The sequence below is a fragment of the Flagellimonas sp. 389 genome, from assembly GCF_018449435.1.
Classification (GTDB): domain Bacteria; phylum Bacteroidota; class Bacteroidia; order Flavobacteriales; family Flavobacteriaceae; genus Flagellimonas.
On record NZ_JAHCMU010000010.1, the window covers coordinates 26,771 to 53,193 of the forward strand.

At 38.2% G+C, this 26,423-nt stretch carries 26 protein-coding genes and 1 tRNA gene; 20 read left to right on the plus strand and 7 right to left on the minus strand.

Annotation, left to right across the window (positions count from 1 at the left end):
* Positions 1–42: 42 nt before the first annotated feature.
* Together KIM67_RS09945 and KIM67_RS09950 are read right to left on the minus strand one after the other, a co-directional pair.
* On the minus strand, positions 43–246 hold the full coding sequence (locus KIM67_RS09945) for a hypothetical protein (RefSeq protein WP_213831181.1): 204 nt from the start codon (positions 244–246) through the stop codon (positions 43–45).
* 343 nt (positions 247–589) lie between these two features.
* Positions 590–671 (minus strand) — tRNA-Leu (locus KIM67_RS09950).
* 148 nt (positions 672–819) lie between these two features.
* Here KIM67_RS09950 and KIM67_RS09955 point away from each other — a divergent pair.
* The 3 genes from KIM67_RS09955 to pth all read left to right on the plus strand — a co-directional run bounded on the left by KIM67_RS09955 (position 820) and on the right by pth (position 3,193).
* Positions 820–1,761: a ribose-phosphate pyrophosphokinase gene (locus KIM67_RS09955; protein ID WP_213831182.1), complete on the plus strand. Its 942-nt coding sequence runs from the start codon at positions 820–822 to the stop codon at positions 1,759–1,761.
* 71 nt (positions 1,762–1,832) lie between these two features.
* A complete protein-coding gene (locus KIM67_RS09960) occupies positions 1,833–2,474 on the plus strand; it encodes a 50S ribosomal protein L25/general stress protein Ctc (RefSeq protein WP_213831183.1) in 642 nt (213 codons plus the stop codon).
* An 89-nt stretch (positions 2,475–2,563) separates the two neighbouring features.
* Positions 2,564–3,193: an aminoacyl-tRNA hydrolase gene (gene pth, locus KIM67_RS09965; RefSeq protein ID WP_213831184.1), complete on the plus strand. Its 630-nt coding sequence runs from the start codon at positions 2,564–2,566 to the stop codon at positions 3,191–3,193.
* On the opposite strand, the gene KIM67_RS09970 is transcribed toward pth, so the two are convergent.
* The gene (locus tag KIM67_RS09970) at positions 3,194–3,880 is read right to left on the minus strand and encodes a hypothetical protein (protein WP_213831185.1); all 687 of its coding nucleotides are present in this window, start codon (positions 3,878–3,880) and stop codon (positions 3,194–3,196) included. It abuts the gene before it with no gap.
* Positions 3,877–7,677 (minus strand): reprolysin-like metallopeptidase, encoded by a 3,801-nt coding sequence (locus tag KIM67_RS09975; RefSeq protein ID WP_213831186.1) that lies wholly within the window; start codon positions 7,675–7,677, stop codon positions 3,877–3,879. The genes KIM67_RS09970 and KIM67_RS09975 overlap by 4 nt, the downstream gene beginning before the upstream one ends.
* Before the next feature lie 52 nt (positions 7,678–7,729).
* Here KIM67_RS09975 and KIM67_RS09980 point away from each other — a divergent pair, with 52 nt between their 5' ends.
* The 5 genes from KIM67_RS09980 to KIM67_RS10000 all read left to right on the plus strand — a co-directional run bounded on the left by KIM67_RS09980 (position 7,730) and on the right by KIM67_RS10000 (position 13,517).
* Positions 7,730–8,659 (plus strand): bifunctional riboflavin kinase/FAD synthetase, encoded by a 930-nt coding sequence (locus tag KIM67_RS09980; RefSeq protein ID WP_298868856.1) that lies wholly within the window; start codon positions 7,730–7,732, stop codon positions 8,657–8,659.
* A 1-nt stretch (position 8,660) separates the two neighbouring features.
* Positions 8,661–9,980, plus strand: a complete 1,320-nt coding sequence (locus KIM67_RS09985; RefSeq protein WP_213831188.1) for an HTTM domain-containing protein — start codon at positions 8,661–8,663, stop codon at positions 9,978–9,980.
* Positions 9,981–10,029: 49 nt separating this feature from the next.
* Positions 10,030–11,301 (plus strand): serine--tRNA ligase, encoded by a 1,272-nt coding sequence (gene serS / locus KIM67_RS09990; RefSeq protein ID WP_213831189.1) that lies wholly within the window; start codon positions 10,030–10,032, stop codon positions 11,299–11,301.
* A 110-nt stretch (positions 11,302–11,411) separates the two neighbouring features.
* On the plus strand, positions 11,412–13,166 hold the full coding sequence (locus KIM67_RS09995) for a tetratricopeptide repeat protein (RefSeq protein ID WP_298868860.1): 1,755 nt from the start codon (positions 11,412–11,414) through the stop codon (positions 13,164–13,166).
* Between the two features lie 33 nt (positions 13,167–13,199).
* Complete coding sequence (locus tag KIM67_RS10000) at positions 13,200–13,517, plus strand: DUF4286 family protein (protein WP_213831191.1); 318 nt, start codon at positions 13,200–13,202, stop codon at positions 13,515–13,517.
* Positions 13,518–13,664: 147 nt separating this feature from the next.
* Here KIM67_RS10000 and KIM67_RS10005 read toward each other — a convergent pair whose 3' ends face one another.
* Entirely contained in the window at positions 13,665–14,927 is a 1,263-nt protein-coding gene (locus tag KIM67_RS10005; RefSeq protein ID WP_213831192.1) for a sialidase family protein, read from the minus strand.
* Positions 14,928–15,115: 188 nt separating this feature from the next.
* On the opposite strand from KIM67_RS10005, the gene rsmA reads away from it, so the two are divergent.
* Entirely contained in the window at positions 15,116–15,988 is an 873-nt protein-coding gene (gene rsmA, locus KIM67_RS10010) for a 16S rRNA (adenine(1518)-N(6)/adenine(1519)-N(6))-dimethyltransferase RsmA (protein WP_298868864.1), read from the plus strand.
* Positions 15,975–17,327, plus strand: a complete 1,353-nt coding sequence (gene mgtE, locus KIM67_RS10015; RefSeq protein ID WP_213831194.1) for a magnesium transporter — start codon at positions 15,975–15,977, stop codon at positions 17,325–17,327. The genes rsmA and mgtE overlap by 14 nt, the downstream gene beginning before the upstream one ends.
* A gap of 45 nt (positions 17,328–17,372) precedes the next feature.
* Here mgtE and KIM67_RS10020 read toward each other — a convergent pair whose 3' ends face one another.
* Entirely contained in the window at positions 17,373–18,920 is a 1,548-nt protein-coding gene (locus tag KIM67_RS10020; RefSeq protein ID WP_213831195.1) for a hypothetical protein, read from the minus strand.
* A 274-nt stretch (positions 18,921–19,194) separates the two neighbouring features.
* Between KIM67_RS10020 and KIM67_RS10025 the strand changes: the two genes are divergently transcribed.
* The 10 genes from KIM67_RS10025 (at position 19,195) to KIM67_RS10070 (ending at position 24,533) form a co-directional block, all read left to right on the plus strand.
* Positions 19,195–19,560, plus strand: coding sequence for a cupin domain-containing protein (locus tag KIM67_RS10025; protein WP_213831196.1), 366 nt, complete (start codon positions 19,195–19,197; stop codon positions 19,558–19,560).
* A gap of 20 nt (positions 19,561–19,580) precedes the next feature.
* A complete protein-coding gene (locus tag KIM67_RS10030; protein ID WP_213831197.1) occupies positions 19,581–20,513 on the plus strand; it encodes a 2-hydroxyacid dehydrogenase in 933 nt (310 codons plus the stop codon).
* Positions 20,514–20,522: 9 nt separating this feature from the next.
* Positions 20,523–20,939 carry a response regulator transcription factor gene (locus tag KIM67_RS18730; RefSeq protein ID WP_213831198.1) on the plus strand — a complete coding sequence of 139 codons (417 nt, stop codon included), beginning with the start codon at positions 20,523–20,525 and terminating at the stop codon, positions 20,937–20,939.
* A 100-nt stretch (positions 20,940–21,039) separates the two neighbouring features.
* Complete coding sequence (locus KIM67_RS10040; protein WP_213831199.1) at positions 21,040–21,546, plus strand: DUF4199 domain-containing protein; 507 nt, start codon at positions 21,040–21,042, stop codon at positions 21,544–21,546.
* Positions 21,547–21,553: 7 nt separating this feature from the next.
* A complete protein-coding gene (locus KIM67_RS10045; protein WP_213831200.1) occupies positions 21,554–22,009 on the plus strand; it encodes a DUF1801 domain-containing protein in 456 nt (151 codons plus the stop codon).
* A gap of 245 nt (positions 22,010–22,254) precedes the next feature.
* The gene (locus tag KIM67_RS10050; RefSeq protein ID WP_213831201.1) at positions 22,255–22,671 is read left to right on the plus strand and encodes a YtxH domain-containing protein; all 417 of its coding nucleotides are present in this window, start codon (positions 22,255–22,257) and stop codon (positions 22,669–22,671) included.
* A gap of 95 nt (positions 22,672–22,766) precedes the next feature.
* Entirely contained in the window at positions 22,767–23,090 is a 324-nt protein-coding gene (locus KIM67_RS10055) for a helix-turn-helix transcriptional regulator (RefSeq protein ID WP_213831202.1), read from the plus strand.
* Positions 23,091–23,092: 2 nt separating this feature from the next.
* Complete coding sequence (locus KIM67_RS10060; protein ID WP_213831203.1) at positions 23,093–23,590, plus strand: DUF6428 family protein; 498 nt, start codon at positions 23,093–23,095, stop codon at positions 23,588–23,590.
* Between the two features lie 24 nt (positions 23,591–23,614).
* On the plus strand, positions 23,615–24,091 hold the full coding sequence (locus tag KIM67_RS10065; RefSeq protein WP_250149226.1) for a GNAT family N-acetyltransferase: 477 nt from the start codon (positions 23,615–23,617) through the stop codon (positions 24,089–24,091).
* Positions 24,092–24,110: 19 nt separating this feature from the next.
* Positions 24,111–24,533, plus strand: coding sequence for an arsenate reductase ArsC (locus KIM67_RS10070; protein ID WP_213831205.1), 423 nt, complete (start codon positions 24,111–24,113; stop codon positions 24,531–24,533).
* A 17-nt stretch (positions 24,534–24,550) separates the two neighbouring features.
* Here KIM67_RS10070 and KIM67_RS10075 read toward each other — a convergent pair whose 3' ends face one another.
* Positions 24,551–26,371 (minus strand): lysophospholipid acyltransferase family protein, encoded by a 1,821-nt coding sequence (locus KIM67_RS10075; RefSeq protein WP_213831206.1) that lies wholly within the window; start codon positions 26,369–26,371, stop codon positions 24,551–24,553.
* Positions 26,372–26,423: the final 52 nt, after the last annotated feature.

The window sequence follows — 26,423 nt, forward strand, 5'->3', positions numbered from 1 at the left end:
AAGCGTTTGTCCCTTATATTTCTTATTTGTCCCTGGTGAAACTTATTGCAACTTGATCAATGCCCTACGCATGTTAGCGACTGAATAAGGGTTTTCCAGTTTTTTACCAAGTACCACTTTTTTACCTGCATCTTCTACATCAGTTTTAGGATTGTCCGCTACTGCATTGGTTGAGGGTGCTTCTTTTTGGCATGAATATATAAGCATAAGAGCAATACTTAAAGCAAGTAGGTTAAGTTTATTCATTTTCAAGTTGTTTCAGATTAGTTATTGGATACCGTACCAAAATGAAATAGGGAGGACAACTTTTTAAGACTTATACATTTTTGTGGTAAGAATAAAAGCCTTTGTTTCTAAGCAAATGTTGTTAAGAAAATTAAACTCAAAGATGTTACTAAAAAGCTTTCTCCTATTTGACATGTAGGACAATACGCATTAACCAAACTTAAAGGAGTGACTGAGAAATGAAGTGGTTTAATTTATGAATGATATATTTGGATTGACGAATGGGTTGTTTGGGTTTACGCAATGCCTTAAATGAAAGAAAAAGACATAAAAAAAGCCTAGACTTTCATCTAAGCTTTTAAAGTACTCGAGGTGGGAATCGAACCCACACGACCAAGGTCACTGGATTTTGAATCCAGCGCGTCTACCAGTTCCGCCACTCGAGCATTTTTGTAAAGGACTGCAAAGCTAAAAAATAATTTTGTTTACAACCAAAAATACCTGCATTAATCCTTTAGCAACCCGAATTAATTTATAAATTTGCACCTCTTTAAAAAATACAAGTTTTAAAAAGCTAGTTAACAAGAGTTTGTAATGCCATATCAAGTCCCAGAACCAAAAATTTTCGCATGTACCCAAAGTACCGTTTTAGGGAAGAAAATAGCAGCTTCTTATGGTGCAGACCTAGGAAAGATTCATTTTTCAAGATATAGTGATGGAGAATTTCAGCCTTCCTTCGAAGAATCGATACGGGGAGCACGTATTTTTATTATAGGTTCCACCAATCCAGGACCAGAGAACTTAATGGAAATGTTGTTGATGCTGGATGCTGCAAAAAGAGCTTCTGCGAGACATATCACTGCCGTAATGCCCTATTTTGGATGGGCAAGACAGGACAGAAAAGATAAGCCACGCGTACCGATTGCGGCAAAACTCGTAGCTAAGATGTTGGAGACAGCTGGTGCTACACGTATCATTACAATGGATTTACATGCAGATCAAATTCAAGGTTTTTTTGAAAAACCTGTTGACCATCTCTTTGCCTCCACTCTATTCTTGCCCTATCTGAAGGAATTAAATTTGGATAATCTTTGTATAGCTTCTCCAGATATGGGAGGTTCTAAAAGAGCTTATGCATATTCTAGGGCTTTAGAAAGTGATGTAGTCATCTGCTACAAACAAAGGGCTAAGGCCAATGTGATTTCACACATGGAACTTATAGGAGAAGTTAAGGGGAAAAATGTGGTCTTGGTGGATGATATGGTGGATACTGCTGGTACGTTGACAAAAGCAGCAGATTTGATGATGGAACGAGGCGCAATAAGCGTACGTGCCATTACCACCCACGGTCTCTTATCTGGAAACGCTTATGAAAAAATAGAAAACTCAGCGCTTTCAGAATTAATTATAACAGATTCTATTCCTACTGAACACAATAGAAAAAAAATAAAAGTATTGGGCTGTTCCAACTTGTTTGCAGATGTTATGCATCGAGTACATCACAATACATCCATATCATCAAAATTTTTAATGTAGCCTTCGACTGCGCTAAGGTTAATACATCTAGCAACTCGATATTGAATTTTAAATTTTTAATTTTTTTTATAATGAAGTCAATTACTATCAAAGGATCCCAAAGAGAAAGCGTGGGCAAGGTATCTACCAAAGCTTTACGTAATGCTGGAAAGGTCCCTTGCGTACTGTACGGAGGGGAAAAACCATTACACTTTTCAGCTGATGAATTAGCGTTCAGACATTTAGTGTACACCCCCAACGCACACACAGCTGTGATTGAGTTGGAGGATGGTCAAAAGTTTGATGCTGTATTACAGGATATTCAGTTTCATCCTGTTACGGATAAAATTTTACATATCGATTTTTACCAGTTGTTCAAGGACAAAGCCGTTACCATGGATATTCCTATTCGATTGGAAGGAAATTCACCTGGTGTGAGAAACGGTGGACGCTTACTTTTTAGAAAGAGAAAGCTTTCTATTAAAGCATTACCAGATTTACTGCCAGATTTTATCACAATAGATATTTCCAAGTTAAAGATTGGAGGTACTATAGCAGTAGAAACACTGTTAAATGACGATTACACCATTCTTCACCCAGACAGTACGGCAGTTGTACAAGTAAAAGCTTCTAGAACTTCTGTTGATGATGAGGAGGAGGAAGAAGAGGAAGAAGGAGCTGAGGCAGCGGATGGCGCAGAAGCATCAGAAGCAGACGCTCAAGCCACAGAATAGTTTTACTATAACTTTAAAAGCATCCCTATTTTACTACCGTGTAAAATTTTGGGATGCTTTTGTATTTTTGAGTAAATGGAAATTCCTACATGTTCAAATTTTTTAAAGCACTTTTTGACACTACAGAACAAGTTCTCAAAGAGACCGATACTATGAAAAAATTCCTTATCGTTGGCCTTGGAAACATTGGATCCGAATATGAAAAGACCCGACATAACATTGGTTTTAAAGTGTTGGATTTTCTAGCTGAACAAGAAAATTTTGCATTTGAAAGTCAAAAACTGGGAAGCGTTGGAACTTTTAAACATAAAGGTAAAAGTGTCTTGTGCCTGAAGCCATCAACTTATATGAACTTAAGCGGAAAAGCAGTAAAATATTGGATTGATAAGGAAAAAATAGCCTTAGAAAACATTCTTATTGTTACGGATGACATTAATCTTCCCTTCGGTTCTGTTCGCCTTAAAATAAAAGGAAGTGATGGAGGTCACAACGGATTAAAAGATATTCAAAACACCTTACAAACTTCAAAATATAACCGTTTTAGATTTGGTGTTGGTTCCGATTTCGGCAAGGGCAAACAGGTAGATTATGTTCTGGGCAAATGGAGTCCTGAAGAAACAAAACTATTAACGGAACGATTACATAAATCCACTGATTTAATACGTTCTTTTATTTTTTCTGGCACAGAAAATACCATGAACCAATTTAACGGTACTTGATTAAAATACTTTAAATTCAAAAACTCCCGAGTCTGAAGTATTCCCTTCGGAATCCGTAGTGACCACTCTCCAAAAGTAAATGGTGTTGGATTCCACACTGGTATCGAGTCCCATTATATTTGCTGCAGTAGTTCCCAATATGTCAGTAGGTGGATTTTCTTCAGAAAAGAAAATTTGAAAAGAAGTGATATCGTCATCCACATCAGCACCTCTCCATGTTAAAGTAATCTCATTAGAAAGGTTCTTTACTGCTGTTGAGCCAGAGACCGGGCTGACCAATTGGGCCGGAAATGGCGCATAGGTAGTCTGCGAACCTGCATTATAAAACAACCATGTTTCACTGGCAGTAGTTTGATCCGATCTAGAACTAATAGAGGTTACGGACCAAGAAAAAGGCGTGCCTTTCGCAATGGAAAGACTTGCGGATGTAGCAGCGGTAGTGATTTCTTGTGGAACATTGGATTCAAGATTTACTACATTCAACCTGTAGGTATCCGTATTATTTGAGGCTTGCCATTCAAAGGTTACTTGGCTCAAAGCTTCATTGACACTCACACCCGTAGTACATTCCGAATTTTCTTCTGGAAATACCAAATTTGCGCCTTCGGGAATTGGTGGGCCGTCATCATTGCCCCCACATGAAGAAACTAAAACAAGAACCATCACACTTAGAAAAATCTGCTTCATTCCTTGATCAATTTAATTGTTTCCCAAATCCCCGATCCAGCTATACTCAAATAATAAACTCCTGTCGATAAAGACGAAAAGTCTATTTCAAGTTCGTTTCCTTCTACCCTTTTTTTATCACTCAACACCAACCGACCATTATCAGAAAAAACCTGAATATCGATTTCCCCTGTTAGATCATTTAAGAATACCTTGGTACGTTCATCCACCGGATTGGGGTAAACAACAGGTCTTGAAGAAAAGAAAAAAGTCTGCTCATAACTTCCTTGACAAGGCAAATTACTAAAGACCTTCAATGTGTTCAGTCCATTTTTTAAGTTCAATTGAATCTGTGAATTCTCGGTTTGCGTTACCAATCCGTTCAGCTCAATATTATAGAGACTTGCGCCACTTAAGGCAAGCGCAAGCAGCCCAGAATCTGCAGTTGCCGACACACTTAAAAGCTCTGGTTCTGAAACGATTACATCAAAGCAAGTTTCATCATACGTGATAGAACCATCCGTTGCAGTTATGCATAAAGAATAATTCCCAGCAGTTAAGTTTTCAAAAACATGTTCATTCATAAAGTCAATTGTAGTTGTGTTGCCGCCGCCATTTAATATGGCAGAATAGGTCAAAGAGGTATTTGAAGCTGATAATATTATTGAGCCATCATTGTTGCTTCTACAGGCTTCGCTTTGTATTTGGACGGTATAATTGTCTGCGGGCAATCTATTTATTGGACAACCCGTAGCATCAACTTCAACGCCAGCTGGTGTACCCAAACATAAATCATCACCGTCATCAAAAACACCATCTTCATCCTCATCTGGTCTAAATTGACCTTCGGCACAAACTTCCATAGAAAAAGATGTTAATGTACCTCCGTCACCATCAGCCAGGTCTTTAATTTCCAATATCCATTCTCCTAAAACAGATTCTCCGTTGAAAGCTGACAAAGACCCTGATGGATTTACAGTTCCTGAAATTGCAGGGTTTCCAGAGCAAACGATGCTAGCTCCATCATCATCAAAGGTTGCATTGACATTATTTAAATTTCCACATACGTTAGAAATCAATGCCACTCGTGTACCTGCTGGTGAAATAAGCGTTATAATCAAATCTTCTAAAAAAGTATGCGATAGTTCCAGATTAATATTAACATCGGTAATGGTCAAATCTTCGACAAATTGAAGCGAAGTCGTTTCAGTTGGGGTGCCTACTGCAGCTATTGTCAATGGTAGGCTTCTAGATGAAAGGTTTTTACAATCGATTGTAGTAGTTGTAAAACTAAATGGAGTTCCAAAAGTTCCTACACCGCAATCATTTCTTGGTCTTACCCTCCAAAAATAAGATGTTTCCGGGTCTAGACTTGCTGATTGAAAAAAGTTGAAAGGCACTGTTTCAGCAGTAATAATATTGGCAAATCCAACATCGGTTGCGATTTCAATATCATATTCTTTATAAAGCTCGTTCTCCTCCCATTCCAATCTTGGACCAACAGATGTACCAACTTCAGCATCCGTAGGAGCTAGCAGAACTATATCAGGAAAGTTTGTATCACCAACGGCAAGCGAAAGCGGTATGTTTTGGACCTCCGACGCAGCGGTAGAAGTGATTGTAATAGGATATGCCGCAGGAGCAACACCATTGGTATTCGATATAGTCAATTGTACATCAGTATTATTAGCTGTAGCTTGGGCAGGTACAAAGGAAGCGGTTAGACCAGCAGGTAAATCCGCAGAAAATGTAGAGGTTTCGCTAAATCCTGAAAACGTTTGATATGTAAAGGGAATGACAATATCATTTGGCTGGCAACCATCAAATGATAGATTTTGAAAGTCTAGTACCACATTGGATGTTTCAATAGAAAAGTTTGATGAATTGACCGCAAAAAAGACATTCTCACTGGCCTTTACCATAATGCGTGCGGTAGTTGTACTGTTTCCAGGAATGAGAATCTCTGTACTTCCATCATTCAATACATCTTCCAAAAGAGTGATAGGAAAACTACTGCCTCCGTCTACAGATAGGAAAATGTCCACTGTTTGGGCATCAATTGGGGAACTATTCGTATTGGCTACATTCCACGTCACCTCTTGAATGGAACCTGCTTCATAAACTTCGTTCGAAGTCTGTGAAGTGACCACAAAGGGTCCTGCAGAATTTATCACTTGAACATCGAGCAAATCTGAAACCACTTGCCCACCACCTGATGCATTGTCCCTAGCTGTAAAAGCAAAGCTTAGGGTTCGCTCTACTGTAGATACTGTTTCCCAAGCGCTGTTTAAAGTAGGATTCGTTTGGATCAGATTTCCTTGGACTACGCTTGACAATCTTGGAAAATAGCGTGATGGATCCGTAGTTGGGGGGAGAGATCTAAAATTTGCTCCGCTCGGATTTTCAGGGCCAAAATTGCTCACTGTAACGATTCCATTGTTTATTTGCTCCCAAGTATAGGTCAAGACATCACTCACATCGCTATCTGTAGCCGTACCTTCCAGAACAAAAGCAGTTCCCTTTGGAATAACATAATCTCCCATTGGAGTAAGAATAGGTGGAGCGTTGCTTAAATTAACGGTTTGTCCACAAGAAACTGTTTGCAAATATTCAGAAATCTGAAAAATACTGTTATAATGAAAATAATCATCTCCGTTGGGTGCTACATTGTTTACCCCTGCAATCCCCGCATATCCCATAATCGTTGTTCCGCTTCCTGGTTCCGACTGTACCCCCGTTCCTTCCCCTTGAAAAGACCAAGTATGATTGGCTCCAAACTGATGCCCCAATTCGTGGGAAACAAAATCCAAATCAAACACATCGCCTTGTGGAATGGAGGTAGCCGAAAAAGCACTTCCTTTTATGCCATTCCTACAAACTGTTCCGATATCCCCAGCATTACCACTGTTCTGAGAACTCAAATCAACTTTATAAAAAAGATGTCCAACATCATAATTCGCCTCTCCTATAGTTTCGGTTATCGTGCTCTGTACTTCCCCATTTAAGACAGTATTAGGTGCTTGGCTATTTAAAAATGAACTGTAGGGGTCATTAGCCGCATCGGTAAAAATAATGAGGTCATTGTTAGGCACTAGTTCCAAAGTAACGCCCAAATCTGTTTCAAAAACTTCGTTTATACGGGTTAAGGTAGCATTGATCGCAGCGAGGGCACCAGCTACCGTACCGCCATGAAAATCCGTGTATTCTCCAGACGCTGAAACGGCAATTCTAAACCTTCTTAGCTCTTGGTCGGCCACTAATGGGCTGATTGTCTTACCGACAAGTGAACTTGACTTTTCGGTATTACAAACAAAACCGTCCTTACCGGCAGCACTTTCGCCTTTTTTATAGACAACGTACATGTCGCTTTTATTGGACAGTTGCTCCATGAATACAGTTTCATGGTTGTCCACATCAACGATCATGCTTTGCAATCCTTTGGGCGAGCTGCTTAGCCTCACCCTGTATTTTCCATCTAAACTTAAACCTGAAAACGATTTTATATTTGGATATTTTTTTGCCAGATCTGGATGAAAAACTGAAGTTTCCTTTAAAGCAAATGACAAGACCTCTCCGTCATGGTTTGGAAGGTCAATAACCTGACTTTGGTTTTTGAAAGTAGAAACTGATTTGATTTTTTGAGAAAAACTCTGGGTATCCAGTGTGAATACTGCTTCGGTTTTTCCTATACTTTGAATTGAAGGACTTTTGAAACTGGATCTTGCCGTTACGGATTTCCAGTAACCTTGTTGTGCGTAAGTGTAAAAGCAGGTAAAAAATATGGTTATTGCGAAAACAAGATGTAATTTAGCTTTCATAGATAAGGGCATAGTCAATTTCAAAAATAGCCTTTTTTATTTTCTTGGTTTAGTGGAAACATTTAAGGGTATCTCTCACTTTATTGATAACACATTTCAAACAGCTGTGACCATAGGCACCTTTGATGGAGTGCATCTTGGTCATAGCAAGATATTGGAACGCCTCATAAATAATGCCAAAACTTCAGGTCTAAAAGCTACAGTACTTACATTTTTCCCGCATCCCAGAATGGTCTTGCAAAAAGATACGGATATCAAATTGTTGAATACGCTGGATGAAAAAATGGAAAAAATGGATTCTCTAGGTCTTGATTACCTTATAGTACATCCTTTCACAAAAGACTTTTCCAGACTTTCCGCTACGGAATTCGTTAGGGACGTTTTGGTCAACCAGTTAAAAACAAAAAAAATCATTATTGGGTATGATCATAGGTTTGGTCGGAATCGTAATGCCAACATTCAAGATTTAATGGCTTTTGGGGCTACGTTGGATTTTGAAGTAGAAGAAATCCCCGCACAGGAAATCGATGATGTCTCCGTTAGCTCAACAAAAATAAGGAATGCACTTTTAGAGGGGAATATAGAAACGGCCAACAGTTATCTAAATTATTCCTATATGCTTACGGGGACCATAAAAAAAGGAAAAGGACTGGGAAAGCAATTTGGTTTTCCGACCGCTAACCTTCATATACCTGAAGCCTATAAGCTTATTCCAAAAAATGGTGTTTACGTTGTAAAGAGTACGCTAAATGACAAAGAATACTTTGGAATGATGAACATTGGATTCAACCCGACCGTATCAGGCACGGAAAAGAGTATCGAAATCAATTTTTTTGATTTTGAAGGTAGTCTTTACGATACAAAGATTCAAGTCAACATTCTACATCGCATTAGGGATGAGCATAAATTCGATTCCGTTGAGGAACTAAGAGAACAACTTAAGAAGGACAGAAAAACCTCGCTAACCTTAATTTCCAAGTAAAGTGCTCAATCAATTTCTTTTTAAAAAAATCGACAATGCCCAACTTGTTGTGTTCAGGGTTTTTTATGGATTATTGGTAAGTGCGGAATGCTACGGTGCCATTATAACAGGTTGGGTAAGAAGAACTATGATAGAACCCAAATTTACTTTTTCATTTATTGGGTTTGAATGGCTACAACCTTTACCGGGAAATTGGATGTATATCTATTTTGCAGTGATGGGCACTTTGGGATTGTTGATTGCCTTAGGCTACAAATACCGTTTTAGTGCCTTCGCTTTTGCCGTACTATGGACAGGTGTTTATCTCATGCAAAAAACATCGTACAACAATCATTACTATTTGCTCATGCTCCTAGGCTTTATCATGGCCTTTCTTCCTGCCAACCGCGACTTTTCCATCGATGCCAAACAAGACCCGGAATTCAAGTCACCGGTCATGTACAATTGGATTCGATGGATGATTATTTTGCAGTTGTTCATCGTATACACCTACGCATCTATTGCAAAGCTGTATGGGGATTGGTTGGATTTCAGCATTATTGAAATCTTAATGAAATCCAAGCAAAACTATTATTTGATCGGAGATTTGTTACAGGAAAAGTGGATCCACAAAATAATAGCTGCTTTTGGAATTTTGTTCGACTTGCTTATTGTTCCTGCACTACTCTGGAAACCAACCCGAAAGATTGCCTTTATATGTTCAATATTTTTCCATTTGTTCAATAGCATCGTTTTTCAAATAGGCATCTTCCCCTATCTGTCGTTGGCGTTTAATCTGTTCTTTTTTCCACCACAAACAATACGTAACATTTTTTTAAAGCAGAAAACTATCATCATCGATAATACAGTTCATGTCCCAAAAGGTGGAAAATGGATTTTGGTAAGCTTGGGAATCTATTTTACAATACAGCTACTGCTACCGTTACGGCACCACACTATCCCTGATGACGTGCTCTGGACCGAGGAAGGCCACCGACTCAGCTGGCGTATGATGTTGCGTAGTCGTTCCGGCACGGCAAGGTTTAAAGTAGTCAATAAAGAGACAGGCAAAGAAACCTATATAAAACAAGATGACCATCTCACCAAAAAACAGAAAAGAAAAGTAGCCTGTTATCCAGATTTTTCGTGGCAATTTGCCCAATACCTAAAAAAGGAATATGCTGAAAAAGGTGAGGACATTCAGGTATTTCTCTTGGGCAAGGTCAAAGTAAACAATGGAAAGTACCAAGAACTTATAGACCCAAAAGTAGATTTGACCAGCGTACCATGGAAGCATTTATCGCACAATGAATGGATACTACCCTCACAAAAGGAAGAATAATTGGTCAACTTGCATAGATTGACTTAAATTTGCCGCTCAAAACAAGGCGATGCTTCAATTACACAAAATTAGAGAGGACAAAGACACTATAATCAACGCTTTAAAAAAGCGAAATATTGATGCAGAACCCGTATTGTCGGCCATTATCGATTTAGACGAAAAAAGACGTGCCATCCAGACCGAATTGGACAATACGTTGGCAAAATCCAATAAACTTTCAAAAGAAATCGGAATGCTTTTCAAATCAGGAAAGGCAAAAGAAGCCACTGCGTTGAAAGAACAAACTGCCGATTTTAAGGAAGCTTCAAAACAATTGGGAGAAGAACTTACTGCGACTTCTTCTGAGTTACAGGAATTACTGTATCAAATTCCCAACGTACCGCATGATTCTGTTCCAGCAGGAAATTCTGATGAGGATAATGAAGAAATTTTTAGAGAGGGCGACATTCCTAAACTAGAGGAAGGTGCCTTACCACATTGGGAACTGGCCAAAAAATATGATATCATTGACTTTGAACTTGGTGTAAAGGTCACTGGAGCCGGATTCCCCATATATAAGGGCAAAGGTGCCCGTTTACAACGTGCGCTCATTGCCTATTTTTTAGATAAAAATACGGAGGCAGGATATACCGAACTTCAATTACCACTTGTGGTCAACGAAGCTTCGGGTTATGGAACAGGACAGTTGCCCGACAAAGAAGGACAGATGTACCATGTACAGAACGATGACCTATACCTTATCCCAACGGCCGAGGTTCCTATAACAAACATTCATAGGGATGACATTCTCCCTAAAGAAAGCTTTCCCATAAAATATACGGGATATACGCCTTGTTTTAGAAGGGAAGCAGGTAGCTATGGAGCACATGTGCGCGGGCTGAACAGACTACATCAATTTGATAAAGTGGAATTGGTGAGAATTGAACATCCAGATAATTCGTACAAGGCATTGGACGAAATGACGGAGCACGTCAAAAATATTCTAAGGGAATTGAGATTACCATACCGCATTCTTCGTCTTTGCGGAGGTGATTTGGGCTTTACGGCAGCCCTAACTTTCGATTTTGAGGTTTTTTCGACAGCGCAGGACCGATGGTTGGAAATAAGTTCTGTATCCAATTTTGAAACCTTTCAGGCAAATCGGTTAAAACTTCGATTTAAGGATGAAAATGGCAAAAGCCAATTGGCCCATACCCTTAACGGCAGTTCTTTGGCATTGCCACGCGTTTTAGCGGGACTTTTGGAAAATTATCAAACAAAAGACGGCATCAAAATACCTGAAGTTTTGGTTCCCTATTGTGGTTTTGATATGATCAACTAGGCCCATAAAGCATTTATTTGGATTCACTTAACAGGATTCCGCCTTTTTCTGCGTTATATTTGAAATAAAAGATTGCATTGCGATACGTCCTATTTCTTATAACATACTTCGTGCTATCAATTTCGGCATATGCCCAGGAGGACTTCTTGGCCAAACAGTATTTTACCGACGGGGATTACGAAAAGGCCGTAGTCTTTTATGAAAAATTGGTCGACAAACATCCTCGCCGAACCGACTATGGAGAAGGTCTTGTAGCCTGTTACCAACAATTGGAACGCTATGAAGATGCAGAGCGTTTTTTGTTGAATAAAATTGAAGATTCCAACGCCTTCCCTACGTTCTTTATAGAATTGGGCTATAATTACACATTACAAGACCAGCCTGAAAAAGCCACGGTCTATTATGAAAATGCCATCAAAAAAATAGATGAAAACCCAAATTTTGGGTATAGTGTTGGGTATCGGTTCCAAAAATATGCGCTCTTGGACCAAGCCGTAATGGCATACAATCGAGCCACGGAACTTAATCCCGACCTAAACTACGATTATCAATTAGCAAGAATTTATGGGGAGAAGGGCAACATTGAACAAATGTACCAAGCGTACTTAAATCTAATATATGAAGGAAGAACCTCTCGCTCCAATGTCCTAAGGAATATTGATGATTTTATTTCGGAAGACCCAGAGGACACCAATAATGTGCTGCTAAGAAAAGTACTGCTCAAGAATGCCCAAAAAAATCCAGATACACTTTGGAACGAATTATTGAGTTGGCTATTTATCCAACAGAAACAATATTCAAGTGCCTTGGCACAAGAAAAAGCAATCTATAAACGTACTGGTGAAGGTTCATTGGACAGGTTGGAAAATTTAGGACAGATTGCCTTAGAGGACAAGCAACAAGAAATTGCAGCCTCTATTTTTGAATATATCGTTGACAACAGTAACAGCGGTCAAGTTAGATTAAACGCTCAACTGCACTTGATTGATATTGAACTTGAAGGCGAAGGCAAGAAAAAGCTTGAAACCGTAGAAAAGAAGTTTCGAGATCTGGTCGAAGAATACGGAATACAAAGCCGCACCTTACAGTTACAAATAGCCTACGCAAACTTCCTCACTTTTAAAAAAGAAACTCCAGCACCGGCCATAGCCATGTTGAAGGAAAGTTTGGAATTGCCTATGGGAAGAACCGCCGTGGCCTATGTAAAACTGGCATTAGGGGATATTTTAGTGTACGATCAAAAATTCAATCAGGCACTCATCTATTTTACCCAAATCCAAAAAAGTTTAAAGAACGATGTATTGGGACAGGATGCACGTTTTAAAGTGGCACAGACCAGTTTCTATAAGGGTGATTTTGATTGGGCATTGACACAGTTAAAAGTACTTAGGGGCTCCACATCGCAATTGATTGCCAACGATGCCATGCAATTGAGTCTTTTGATATCTGATAATTCTTTGGAAGATTCCACCCAAACCGCGCTCAAAAAATACGCCAGGGCAGATCTTTTGGCCTATCAAAACAAAAATAAAGAGGCCATTGAAGCATTGGAAGATATTCTACAAAACCATAAGGGCGAAAAAATAGAGGATGAAGCGCTATTAAGGCAGGGACAGCTTTTAGAAACCCAAAAATCTTATGAAACAGCTGAATTCAATTATAAAAAGATAGTGGAATTCTATGCTGATGGCATTTTAGCGGATGATGCGCATTTTGCCTTGGGAGAACTGTACAGAAATATATTGGACAAACCAGAAAAAGCAAAAATCCATTACGAAAAGATTATTTACAACTATCAGGATAGCTACTATTTTCCCAAGGCGCGAAAAAACTTCAGGAGGCTTAGGGGAGACATCATTAACTGATTCTTGTTTACTTTTGCCAATCAAGACAAGCTGATGCTCATATATAATGTTACCATAAATATAGATGAAAGTGTTCATGACAATTGGTTGTTATGGATGCAGGAAACACACATTCCAGAGATGTTGGCAACAGGAAAATTTTCCCATGCCAAAATGACCAAGGTCTTGGTCGAGGAAGAAATGGGCGGAGTCACGTATTCCATCCAATATACCACAAAGGATAGAATTACTTTAGAAGCCTATTACAAGGAAGATGCTGAACGATTACGGGCAGATGCACAAAAATATTTCCCAAACAAATTTGTTGCCTTTAGAACGGAATTGGAAGTAATTAACCAACAAATTCCTTAGCTTTTTAAGTTTTCATTTATCTAAATATTTCTTTGTGCTAAACGATACCTGTTCAATTTAAGCAACTAATTATGGATGGTTTTTAAATAATTAAAAAAGGGTCAGGCTTATAAAAAGTCTGACCCTTGTTAATTTAAACCTACATGTTTATCGAGATAGTGTCCAAACGTCATTGCTATGAGTTTCTCCTCCATAATCATAACCACCAATAAACCAGATTTTATCATCAAAAACAGTGCAAGTATTACCATCCCTTACGCCGAAAGGAGCATTTAACAATAATCTCTCCCAAGTTGCAGCACTATCACTGCTTTTCCATATACCATAATAACTATACCATAACTCATTATCGTAAGGCAAAACAGTAAGGCTAGAACCACCATGAAATGATGTATCATCATTATCTTTTGCTTTGGTCCAATTGACACCATCCTCACTATACCAAACATCTGATAAGCGAGAACCACTAGAGCCACCTGCAATCCACATTTTATCATCAAAAACAAAAGATGAAGCAACGCTCCTTTGGGAAAATGACGCTGACCCTGTTGCCTCAGTCCAAGTGACACCATCCTTACTATACCAAACATCATTATACTGTGAAGCACGATAAGAACCGCCAATAACCCACATTTTTCCATCGAATACAACAGATGCATGGGAATTCCTTTCAGAAAAACCAGCATCTGATGTAGCCTCAGTCCATGTAATACCATCCTCACTATACCAAACATCATTATACCGTGAAGTACGATCAGCACCGCCAATAACCCACATTTTTCCATCAAATACAACAGATGTATGGAGACGCCTTTCAGAAAAACCAGCATCTGATGTAGCTTCTGTCCATGTAATGCCATCCTCGCTATACCAAACATCTTTTAGGATACCACTATCGTTATAACCTCCAATGACCCAAATTTTTTCATCATAAACAAGTGTAGTGTGATTGGATCTTCCTGGAAAAGAAGCGTTAGCGGTTACAGTCTCTATATCAAAATCGATAACGCTAGTAAAAGACAGAATCGTACTTACCGTTGCCCCTCCATTATTATCTATCGCTTCTACTTTCCAGTAATAGGTCTCATTAAGTGTTAGAGCTTCAGTAACCTTAAAACTAGTAGCACTTATGTTTTCTACTAAAAGTGTAGCTGGGTTTTCTTCCGTACCTAAGTAAACATTATAAGTAATGGTGTCGCCATCAGCATCGGTAGCTGCTTCCCAACTTAGGGTGGGAAATACCGATGCTTCCCGTGCATTGTCAGTAGGTGTTAACAGTTCAAAAGATTCTGGTGGTGTATTTTGGCCTTCACCAGAACCTTCATCAGGACCATTACCATCGTCTTTTGAGCAACTTAGCACGCAAGTCAATATACTTGCTGATAAAAAAAACTGTTGACATATTTTCATTGTGATAATTTTTATTGTTCATACAAAAATATTTACTTACAACCTGGCTTGGTTTGTCAAAAACTCACAATTTCACCTGTCAACAATAAGATACCACGTTTGCCGAACAAGCAGAAAAAGTGGAGCATTAGAATTTCGACAGCAAAAGCATATATCGAATTTTCATGCTACCTTGCAAAAAAACAGCTGTGTCCAAAAAGAATAAGAAAAAGTTCGGCAATGGTAAACCCAAAAAAGCCAGGAACGGACATAAAGAGGGCGAGGTAAAAGCAAAAAAGCACTTAGGTCAACACTTTCTTAAAGATGAAAATATTGCCAAACAAATTGCCGACACCCTATCGCTCAATGGCTACACCAATGTTTTGGAAATCGGCCCGGGCATGGGCGTACTTACCAAGTATCTGTTATTAAAAGATTTGGATTTGGTCGCTATGGATCTCGACGAAGAATCCATAGTCTATCTTAATCACAGTTTTAGATTGGAGCATCCAAAAGTACTTGAGAAAAATGATCGGCTCAACGTTATTGAGGCAGATTTTCTAAAGTTCGATTTAAAACAACTGTACGGAAATGAACAGTTTGCTATAACTGGAAACTTCCCCTATAACATCTCTAGTCAAATCGTCTTTAAAATGTTGGAGCTGCGGCAGCAAATTCCTGAATTTTCGGGAATGTTTCAAAAAGAAGTAGCGCAACGCATCTGTGAAAAACCGGGCAGTAAAACCTACGGTATCCTATCCGTGTTAGTACAAGCTTTTTATAAAGCCGAATATGTATTCACGGTACATCCACAGGTATTTGACCCACCTCCAAAAGTACAATCAGGTGTTTTGCGATTGACCCGAAGAGCTTCCATAAAACTAAATTGTAATGAGCACCTATTTTTTAAGGTCGTAAAACTGGCTTTCAACCAAAGAAGGAAGACTATTCGTAACAGTCTTAAAACATTCGACCTATCCGATAATCTAAAAGAAGATACTATCTTTGACCAACGCCCGGAACAGCTAAGTGTAGCAGATTTTATAGCGTTAACACAGAAGATAGCCAATGACTCCGTTTAAACTCACAGACGAGCTTATAGCTGATATTCAATTAATGATATCAGAAAAAAGGAACACTGACCTTCAGTTGATGATGGGTGAGTTCCACTATGCGGATATTGCTGAAATTGCCGAGGAACTTACGGTAGAAGAAGCTACCTATCTGATCAAGCTTTTGGATAGTGGAAAAACATCTGACATTCTCGCCGAGATGGACGAGGATATCCGAGAGTCCGTATTGAACAATCTTTCGGCAAAGGAGATTGCCGGTGAGCTTGAAGAACTGGATACGGATGATGCTGCCGATATTGTTGGTGAACTTCCAAAAGAAATTGTCCAGGAAGTCATCTCCAAAATTGAGGATAGAGAGCATGCCAAGGACATTGTTGATCTTCTACGTTATGACGAGGATTCTGCAGGTGGTCTTATGGCAAAAGAGTTGGTGAAAGTCAATGAAAACTGGAACGTGCTCACCTGCGTAAAGGAAATGAGGGCACAAGCGGAAAATGTAACCCGTGTACATTCTATTTATGTGGTCGATGATGAAGAAAAATTAAAGGGCAGGCTTTCTTTGAAGGATTTGCTCACGACTTCGACAAAGACCCATATCAAAGATATTTATATTCCAAAGGTAGATTCAGTAGGCGTTAATGAAAAATCTGAAGAGGTTGCCAAAATAATGTCCAAATACGATTTGGAAGCCATTCCAGTTGTAGACGAGATTGGTCGCCTTGTGGGTCGTATTACCATCGATGATATTGTGGATGTTATTCGCGAAGAAGCCGACAAAGATTACCAAATGGCCGCAGGTATCTCACAAGATGTAGAAGCCGATGATAGTATTTGGGAACTGACGCGCGCACGTTTGCCCTGGTTGATTTTAGGACTCTTCGGCGGAGCGGCGGCAGCTTACATTATGGGAGGGTTTGAAGAAATGTTCAGTAAATACACCGTTCTGTTTTTATTTACACCATTGATTGCCGCTATGGCAGGAAATGTAGGGGTGCAATCCAGTGCCATCATTGTCCAAGGTTTGGCAAATGATGACTTAAAGGGCAGCATAAGCAATAGATTGGTAAAGGAAATCGTATTGGCGCTTTTAAATGGGATTATACTGGCAATAATCCTATTGCTTTTTACCTGGGGATGGAAAGGCAATTTTATGACCGCACTTGCCATTTCCATTTCATTGATCGCCGTAATTGTCGTAGCTGGATTTGTAGGCACCTTCACTCCGCTATTTCTACACAAACGCGGTGTTGACCCTGCAATAGCTACAGGCCCTTTTATAACGACCAGCAACGATATTTTTGGAATCTTGATCTATTTTTTGATTGCCAAAATGATTTTAGGGATTTAAATCTTATTTGTTTATTCTTTTTACTCTCTTATTCTAGAAGAATGTTTACTTACTGCAAGAAGAATTATAGTAGTCGACCAATGAATTTATATAATTTAAGTCTCTGAATTTCGACTCATCATATCCATCCTTGATATAATCACATCCTGATAAATATTCTTTTAGTTTTAATAATTTTTTATCCTCTTTGATTAGTCCCCCAAATTCAAAATCGAATGCTTTCTCTCGGGTATTAACTTTGAGGTAATATTTATTAGAGGGTGACTCTTGGAATACTATCGCATTATCGGTGACGTAGACTTCCTTCATAAACTTAGCTCCCGTACCTGTTAAACTAAGATCACTACTCGTTGCCAATAATCCATTACTTTTTACTTTGACCCCTTCATAACAGCTCTCATTTCCTTGCTCATCGAATAAACACACTCTAACATCATTTTTTGATGAAAATGATTTAAACCTCACTTTTTCATTTTTATTTAAGTACGCCACTCTTACTTTCTTTCCAATTTCGTTGCCACCCAAGTTAATAATTGTTCCACCTGCCATAGGGTCACTGGGATCTTTTATGTCTTCGAACACCAAGGTTAGTTCTCCTTCATACCTTGTACCCTTATCATCAATAACATAACCCTTTTGGTTATATATGTTGGATGAATTGGCTAAAGCCTCTTCATAAGCAATTTGAGCACTTTCAAAAATTTCCTCATTAGCCTGATCTATGGATTCTTTAGCACTAGTACCCAATTCTAATCCATTGAGGTGTAAGAATCTTACGGCCTCAACCATAAAATCCCGTGTTTTGTATTTATCAGTAGGATAAAATCTGTTGTCCGTTTTATAAATAATCGGTGCTGTAAGTAGTTTAGAAGCCATTTTAACCTCACCACTAAAAGAATCTTGGGTTATTGTTGCTATGATATAATTATCCAAGTCCACTACAAGTATAGTGTTCACATCAGCAAATCGATAAGTACCTATCATTTTTTCCCGCATGTCCTCTAGCCGGGTCTTTTGTTGAACTGACGGGGATAAATTTCGCGCTACACCCCTAAAAATTTCTTTATGATCTGGATCTATTGCAATTCCAAGGCCAGAAGTTTGGTCAAACAATGCTTGATTTTTCTTGGTTTCTGCAACAAGCTCATCAAATTCATCTTTACTGGCCCTATACCTTTTTTCACTAAAAAAGGAATTTACAGCTTCATGGTTAATTTTCCCTGTCCCATCAAAAAAGTTAAGCTTTGACATTAAAAATTCTGCAATTGCTTTTTTGTTGCTCAATGTAAAAGAAACATATTCCATGTCCACCTCATTCTCATAGGGAATACTATCCTTTGATAGAACAAGCCATTCAAATCGGATATCGTTCCCAACATTCGCAGATTTCCGGTTTACACTTACTATAATTTTTCCAGTATTTTGGTCTACCAGTCGATAAAAGACTTCGGTGCCTACATTATCATCTATCAATTTTAATGAAACCTCTTTTTTATCTATTAGTATAATATCTTTTTTTACCTTTAATTTCTGCGTAAATACGCTCATTGAGAGCATTAGCAAAATTAATGTCGGAAGAGATTTTAGATTCATAGTACTAGTTTTTAACATCTTTTGGCATCTGGTATGCCATTTGTCAAGACTTGATTTAAAGAATCAAAAAACATAAATTATCTTTTAATATCTTGTAGTAAATTGACCTATGACCTGTTTGAATTGACCTATGAGTCGATAAATTTTCAATTTTACGTGTTGCATTGAAAGAAAATTGAAATCCTTTCCAATGCTTTGGAGAAAAAGCTTGAATATGTATTTATATTTAAAAACTGGTCTAAGAAAGTAATCTTATCAATAAAAATTTTAATCAATGAAACCCATCAACCTTAAGCAAAAACACGCTCAATTTACGAAGCAATGGCACCCACATCAAATTGCTATTGTCGATGATATGCAAGTTATCCTAGCAAAAATAAAAGGAGAGTTTGTATGGCATTCGCACGAAAATGAAGATGAACTTTTTCAAGTATTGAAAGGTACTTTGTACATGAAGTTTCGTGATAGAACCGAAGTCGTAAAAGAAGGGGAAATTATTATAGTCCCTAAAGGTGTGGAGCATTGCCCCTCAACAAAAGATGGGGAAGAGGTGCATCTATTACTTTTCGAAAAACAAAATACGGCCCATACCGGTGCGATACAACATGAAATGACCCAAACCGAATATCCCAAAATTTAGGGAATTGCATATATTAGTCTATGAAAATCCTCCACCTAGATACCAACCACCCATTACTTATTGAACAATTTACAGCACTTGGCTTTGAAAACAATGAAGATTATAAGTCGTCCAAAGAGCAAATAGAGAAGAAAATCCATTTGTATGACGGAATCGTTATCAGAAGCAGGTTTACCATTGACCAACAGTTTCTGGACAAAGCAACAAACCTAAAGTTTATAGGGCGTGTTGGAGCAGGCTTGGAAAATATAGATACCCGATATGCCAAACAACAAGATATATTCTTGGCTTCGGCCCCTGAGGGAAATCGTAATGCCGTTGGCGAACACACCTTGGGCTTACTGTTATCCTTATTGAACAAAATACCCAAGGCCAATAAAGAGGTGAAAAAAGGAAAGTGGGACCGAGAAGGGAATCGCGGTACCGAGTTGGATGGTAAAACAGTTGGTATTATTGGTTATGGGAACATGGGCAAAGCTTTTGCCAAAAAGCTCCGGGGCTTTGACGTGGAAATTATCTGTTTTGATATTATTGGCGGTGTCGGCGATGAAAATGCAAGACAGGTAGGTATTATGGAGCTTCAACAAAAATCCGATATCATAAGTCTACATGTACCAGAAACGGAACTTAGCATTGGCATGGTCAATTCAGAATTTATAAAAGCATTTCATAAACCGTTTTGGTTATTGAATACCGCAAGGGGCAAATGTGTCATCACCAAAGATTTGGTCGATGGATTAAAGTCAGGGGAAATTCTGGGTGCGGGACTGGATGTACTGGAATACGAGAAAAAATCGTTCGAAAATATGTTCGTCCAAAAACCTAAGGCTTTCAAATACTTACGAAAGGCAAAAAATGTAGTATTGACTCCCCACGTAGCCGGCTGGACTACACAGAGTAAGGAAAAATTGGCACAAACCATCGTGGACAAAATCCAAGCTAGATTTTGCTAAATTTAGCGGGTGAAAAAGACCGTATTTGTTTTTTCTGCCCTTATTGTTTCCTTACTTATCCTGTTCCAACTAAGTAAGTATGCCTACGCTGCAAATGATATTTCCGTAGAAATCGTTATCTCTAGTATCGCAATAGTCTTTTTTGTAATTGGTCTTTATATCAATAGGAAAGCAACACAAAACCAAAAACATCTTCCCGTTCCTATAAATTTCAAGAAGATTGAACAGCTTGGCATTAGCAAACGGGAATATGAAGTTTTGGTCCAAATTTCCAAAGGATTATCCAACAAAGAAATAGCAGATGCGCTTTTTGTCTCGGAAAGCACCATTAAAACACATGTTTCCAATTTATTGCTAAAATTGGATGCCAAACGTCGAACACAGGCAATTCAGAAGGCGAAAGACTTACAAATTTTGGCCATCTAATTTAGTTTCAAACCAAAGTACTATTGTTTTGGTACTTTAGTATGAGTGTTTCTTTCTATCATCCATCTACCTTTATACCAACCAATTAAAACGTGTAAACATGAAAAAAACAGTATTTAAGTTTGGAATGTACGGGGCAGTTGCTATTTCCGCCCTCTTTTTGACAAGTTGGCTCGCCTTAAGCGATTTATCATTCTCCACACAAGAGGTATTGGGCTATATCTCTATTATTCTCTCGTTGTGTTTTGTCTATTTTGGCATCAAAAGTTATAGGGACACAGAAAATAATGGAAAAATCAGTTTTAAGAAAGCGCTGGTTATTGGAGTGCTCATAAGTCTTATTGTGTCTGTAATCTTTGGAATTCTCGATGTGTTTTACATCAAAGTGATCAACCCCGATTTCACAGCCGAGTATTATGAAAGCTCCATTGAAACTATGAAAGCTTCTCTTCCTAAAATGGAGTTTGAAGCAAAATTGGCTGAAATGGAGTCCCAGAAAGCATTGTTTGCCAATCCGTTTTTCTCTTTTGCTATAATGGGCATGACCGTTTTTGTGATTGGGTTTATCATTTCCCTAATTTCGGCTTTGACACTTCAACGTAAATGACCATATCATGACTATTGATGCTAAAACACCTGATGAATATATCAGTAAACTTCCAGAAGAGCGTAAAGAAGCATTTTCTAAACTGCGGAAAACAATCAAGACAAACCTACCAACTGGATTTGAGGAGTGTATCAACTATAAAATGATTGGATATGTGGTACCCCACTCTATTTATCCCGAAGGATATCATTGTGACCCTAAACTACCCTTGCCATTTATTAATATAGCTTCACAAAAACATTTTATAGCATTGTACCACTCAGGAATCTATGCTGATACGGAACTATCAGATTGGTTTGCTAGAGAATACTCCCAAGTGATAAAGACAAAATTGGACATGGGCAAAAGCTGTATTCGATTTAAAAAAATGGAAAGCATTCCTTTTGAGCTCATTGCCAAACTATGTCAAAAAATGACCGTAAAGGATTGGATATCGCTATATGAGAAAAATATAAAACGCTAAATGTGTATTACCTAATCCATTTTTCAATCAGGTGCAATACAATTTATTAAGAACTTTAGAGTTTAAGACGTAGTGGAATCAGTAAAGCATTAAAAACAGAAAAGTGCAACCACTGTAAACTTGGTTGTATCTTAGTCCAAAAAATAGCAAAACTTGACTTTGGGAGCCTGTTGATAAAGCTTTTCTGTAGCTAATAAAATATTCCTTAATTTTAACCATGTTCAACCAACAAATTTAAAATTACAATGTCCGAAGAAAACAAAGACACCAATGAAACCGAAGGAGGTTTTGAAAAAACTAAAGAAGAAGCCAAAGAAGCGGCAAAAGATTTTGAAAAGGATGTAAAGGATACTTTTGATCCTGCTAATCCAGATAGTGGCAAAACAGTGGCATTGATTGCGCACTTAACCTTTATCGGTTGGATTATTGCTATCATTATGAACAATAACAATAAGACCGAGATAGGTTCTTTTTACGTGAGACAGGTACTTGGAATTTTTCTAGTGGGACTTGTATTAGGTATAATACCAATTGTAAATCTAATTGGATGGATTTTTCCACTAGTATTATGGATTATGAGCCTCATTGGCGCTATAAACGGTACTCAAAAACCAGTATTCTTGGTAGGGGAGTATTTCCAAAATTGGTTTAAAGGATTATAATAAAAAAAGCCAGAAAATTATCTTCTGGCTTTTTTATTTACTAATATTATCGTAATATTGCAATATAATTTTACACTCTAAATATATCATAATAGTTGGGAGCCTCCAAAACACATATGTTTTCGTTAACTCAAAATGAGCTGGCACAAGTAGCCAAAGTCTTGGCCCACCCAGCACGCATAGCCATTTTGGAATACATAAGCAGACAGGAAAATTGCATCTGCAATGATTTGGTCGATGTGATTGGACTCGCTCAGCCAACCATATCACAGCACTTGAACGAAATAAAAAAGATTGGGCTTCTTAAAGGTACTTTTGAAGGCAAAAATCTTTGTTATTGCATCAATGAGAAACGATGGGAAGAATTACAACATTCCTTTCATACATTTTTTACCAATATTAACTATAACTGTTGTTAATCATGAACACTGCTGATTTTTTATCGTTATTAAAACAACACCAAGACAAGAGCTTACTTTTTGAATATACCAAGGGTAAATTTGTAGGTGCAAACTACCATATCACGGAAATAAAAAATATCGTGATAGACGCTGTAGATTGTGGTGCTGGAACAGACTATTGGAAAGAAACCATTGTACAACTTTGGGAAAGCCCCCAGGAAAAAGAGAAAAAAGAATTTATGTCAGCTTACAAAGCTTTGGGCATTCTCAATAAGGTAGATCGAATAAAACCTATGGTGAGGGATGCGGAAATCAAGTTTGAATATAGCAACGAAGCTTTTCACACAGCACAACTTTTTGTAGACGATTATAGTATGGATAAGAATTCATTGGTTTTAAAACTATCTGTCCAAAAAACCGATTGCAAGGCAAAAGAAACCTGTGGAATAGTCGAGACGGAAACAGAAACCATATCATCATCAAAAAACAGCTGCGCTCCGGGAAGCGGTTGCTGTTAGCTTCTTATCATGCATGTTCGTGAAATGAAAAGATCCGATTGGGAAGAAGTAGCCCAAATATATGCGCAAGGAATGGCTACTGGCTTTGCAACTTTTGAACAAAAAGTTCCAGACTACCCCATTTGGGATAGTGCACATACATCTAAATGTCGATTGGTAGCAGTCAAAGAAAACACTATTTTGGGATGGGCAGCACTATCACAGATCTCCAATAGGTATGTTTATAGAGGTGTAGGCGAAATAAGTGTTTATATCGATTTGAAAAACCAAGGAAAGGGCATCGGCAAACAACTGATGCATCAATTGATCGATAACAGTGAGAAAGAAGGGTTTTGGACATTACAATCCAGTATTTTTCCTGAAAATGAAGCAAGTATCCATCTCCATAAAAAAGTTGGTTTTCGTTTTATTGGCAAACGCGAGCGTATAGGCAAGATCAACGGTATTTGGAAAGATAATTTGTTATTTGAAAAAAGAAGTAAAATTGTTGGAGTAGATTAATCATCAAATCAAAAAAAAAATGAAAAATGTATTGGTCCTTTGTACAGGAAACTCATGCAGAAGCCAAATGGCACACGGATATTTAAATTATTTTCAAAATGCCTTGGCAACTATTTACAGTGCTGGCATAGAAACGCATGGATTAAATCCTGGCGCAGTTGCAATAATGAAGGAGGATGGAATAGATATTTCATCGCACACCTCTAACCATGTGGACGAGTACGATGGGATAAAGTGGGACTACATAATTACGGTCTGTGACCATGCAAAGGAAAATTGCCCTTTTATCCCCGCAGAAAATGCTGAAAGAATACATCATAACTTCTTTGATCCTTCAAAAGTGATAGGAACAGAGGATAAAAAACATGAAGCTTTTTTAAAGGCCAGAAACGAAATCAAAGAATTTTGTCAGGACTTTGTAAAAGAAGAATTGTTGAACTAGGATCTGGTAAGTCTTGTTCAGTACGTGGCAGTTGAATTATTTCCTTCTGCCATTTTTTGTTCCAATTCCGCTTGAAATTCTTCCATTACGGGCTTAACAGTGCTCTCGGGCAAATCAGCGATTTTAATGTACATCAATCCATCGACCGAATTGTTGAACAACGGGTCAACATTAAAAGCAACTACTTTTGCATTTTGCTTAATATACTTCTTGATGAGGACTGGCAGACGAAGACTCCCAGGTTCTACTTCATTAATGAGCTTATCGAACTTGTTCAAATCGGCTTGGGTCTCGTCAAAAATAAATTCTTTATCCGCATCTTTTAATTTGACCTTAAATTCTTTTTTGGGATGAACATATTGAGCCACATATGGGTCCCAGTAGTTTGATTTCATGAACTCGATCATCAACGATTTTGAGAAATTGGAGAACTGATTACTGATACTTACGCCTCCTATCAAGTATTTATGCTCAGGATGTCGTAAAGTCGTGTGTACAATCCCTTTCCATAATAAAAATAAGGGCATTGGTTTTTGTTGGTATTTTTTTACAATGTAAGCCCTTCCCATTTCAATGGACTTTTCCATCATCCCATACAACTCTGGTTCAAAACGAAAAAGATCCTGAAGGTAAAACCCATCTATTCCATACTGTTTGTAAATCTGTGAACCAAGTCCCATACGATACGCACCAACTATGGCCTTGTCCTCATCATCCCAAAGAAAAAGATGATGGTAATAGGAATCAAAATCATCCAAATCGATTGCATTGTTGGTGCCCTCCCCAACTTCCCTAAATGTTATTTCTCGTTGCCTTCCAATTTCATTTAAAATGAAGGGCATATCGTTCTGCTGAGCAAGATACACTTCGTAATTTTTGCTTTGTAGCATTCTACAGCCTTTCTCGCGCAATTTTTCTATTTCCCCCTCCAATACGGCAGCGCTTACCGCAGTTGCTATTTTTTTTGGTGTCTTTGGAATTTTTAATGTGGTAGGTACTTTATCTATTAAGCGCTCTTTTTCAAAAGCATTTGCAAGCAAGTATGTCTTTTTTCGCAATAATTCTGTAAAAGATTCCAAGGTCTCTTCTTCTTTTTGTGCATTAACAGGGATGGGCTGTCCAATCCTTACCTTTATGGGTCGTGTACTTTGTGAAGTAAGCTCCGATGGAAGTTTAGCTGTTCTAAAGACATCGTTCAGTTTAGATAACCTGTAAAAAAGGCGACTGTTTCGTGCATGAAAATAAATGGGTACAACTGGGACTTCTGCCTTTCGTATCAACTTTAGCGCAGCCTCTTCCCAAGGTTTATCAACGACCAACTTTCCATCTTTATAGGTTGATACCTCACCAGCCGGGAAAATACCCAGTGGATGCCCTTCCCGTAAATGCAAAAGTGCATTCTTAAAGCCCATAATACTGCTCTTTGCATCCTTATGGTTTTCAAAAGGGTTGACAGGCATTATATAAGGCTTGATCGGCTCAATACGGTGTAGCAAAAAGTTAGCGATGATTTTAAAGTCCTCCCGTTCTTGAAGCATTAGCTTTAATAACAATACACCATCTATTCCTCCCAAAGGGTGATTGCTAATGGTAATGTAGGGACCGTCTTTTGGAAGGCGCTTTAAATCTTCTTCTGGAATATCAAAATCAATTTCATAATGGTCCAAAATGGAATCCAGGAATTCCTTCCCCGGAAGCGATTTATTCTTATTGTAAAAATGATTTATTGAGGTAATCTTGGTCGCCACCATTAAAAGCCAACCCACAAAGGTTCCCAAAAATCCGTATTTGTCCAGATGAATGACTTTTGCTACCTCTTTCGCAGAAACCAACCCCATAAATTATTAATTAGGTAACCGTAAAGATAGAAAAATACCCTAACTGGGCTTT

Excerpts from the sequence above, each read along its gene's own strand:
- KIM67_RS09945 (WP_213831181.1), bottom strand. The coding sequence starts at position 246 with ATGAATAAACTTAACCTACTTGCTTTAAGTATTGCTCTTATGCTTATA.
- KIM67_RS09955 (WP_213831182.1), top strand. The coding sequence starts at position 820 with ATGCCATATCAAGTCCCAGAACCAAAAATTTTCGCATGTACCCAAAGT.
- KIM67_RS09960 (WP_213831183.1), top strand. The coding sequence starts at position 1,833 with ATGAAGTCAATTACTATCAAAGGATCCCAAAGAGAAAGCGTGGGCAAG.
- pth (WP_213831184.1), top strand. The coding sequence starts at position 2,564 with ATGTTCAAATTTTTTAAAGCACTTTTTGACACTACAGAACAAGTTCTC.
- KIM67_RS09970 (WP_213831185.1), bottom strand. The coding sequence starts at position 3,880 with ATGAAGCAGATTTTTCTAAGTGTGATGGTTCTTGTTTTAGTTTCTTCA.
- KIM67_RS09975 (WP_213831186.1), bottom strand. The coding sequence starts at position 7,677 with ATGAAAGCTAAATTACATCTTGTTTTCGCAATAACCATATTTTTTACC.
- serS (WP_213831189.1), top strand. The coding sequence starts at position 10,030 with ATGCTTCAATTACACAAAATTAGAGAGGACAAAGACACTATAATCAAC.
- KIM67_RS10000 (WP_213831191.1), top strand. The coding sequence starts at position 13,200 with ATGCTCATATATAATGTTACCATAAATATAGATGAAAGTGTTCATGAC.
- KIM67_RS10005 (WP_213831192.1), bottom strand. The coding sequence starts at position 14,927 with ATGAAAATATGTCAACAGTTTTTTTTATCAGCAAGTATATTGACTTGC.
- mgtE (WP_213831194.1), top strand. The coding sequence starts at position 15,975 with ATGACTCCGTTTAAACTCACAGACGAGCTTATAGCTGATATTCAATTA.
- KIM67_RS10020 (WP_213831195.1), bottom strand. The coding sequence starts at position 18,920 with ATGAATCTAAAATCTCTTCCGACATTAATTTTGCTAATGCTCTCAATG.
- KIM67_RS10025 (WP_213831196.1), top strand. The coding sequence starts at position 19,195 with ATGAAACCCATCAACCTTAAGCAAAAACACGCTCAATTTACGAAGCAA.
- KIM67_RS10030 (WP_213831197.1), top strand. The coding sequence starts at position 19,581 with ATGAAAATCCTCCACCTAGATACCAACCACCCATTACTTATTGAACAA.
- KIM67_RS10040 (WP_213831199.1), top strand. The coding sequence starts at position 21,040 with ATGAAAAAAACAGTATTTAAGTTTGGAATGTACGGGGCAGTTGCTATT.
- KIM67_RS10045 (WP_213831200.1), top strand. The coding sequence starts at position 21,554 with ATGACTATTGATGCTAAAACACCTGATGAATATATCAGTAAACTTCCA.
- KIM67_RS10050 (WP_213831201.1), top strand. The coding sequence starts at position 22,255 with ATGTCCGAAGAAAACAAAGACACCAATGAAACCGAAGGAGGTTTTGAA.
- KIM67_RS10060 (WP_213831203.1), top strand. The coding sequence starts at position 23,093 with ATGAACACTGCTGATTTTTTATCGTTATTAAAACAACACCAAGACAAG.
- KIM67_RS10065 (WP_250149226.1), top strand. The coding sequence starts at position 23,615 with ATGAAAAGATCCGATTGGGAAGAAGTAGCCCAAATATATGCGCAAGGA.
- KIM67_RS10070 (WP_213831205.1), top strand. The coding sequence starts at position 24,111 with ATGAAAAATGTATTGGTCCTTTGTACAGGAAACTCATGCAGAAGCCAA.
- KIM67_RS10075 (WP_213831206.1), bottom strand. The coding sequence starts at position 26,371 with ATGGGGTTGGTTTCTGCGAAAGAGGTAGCAAAAGTCATTCATCTGGAC.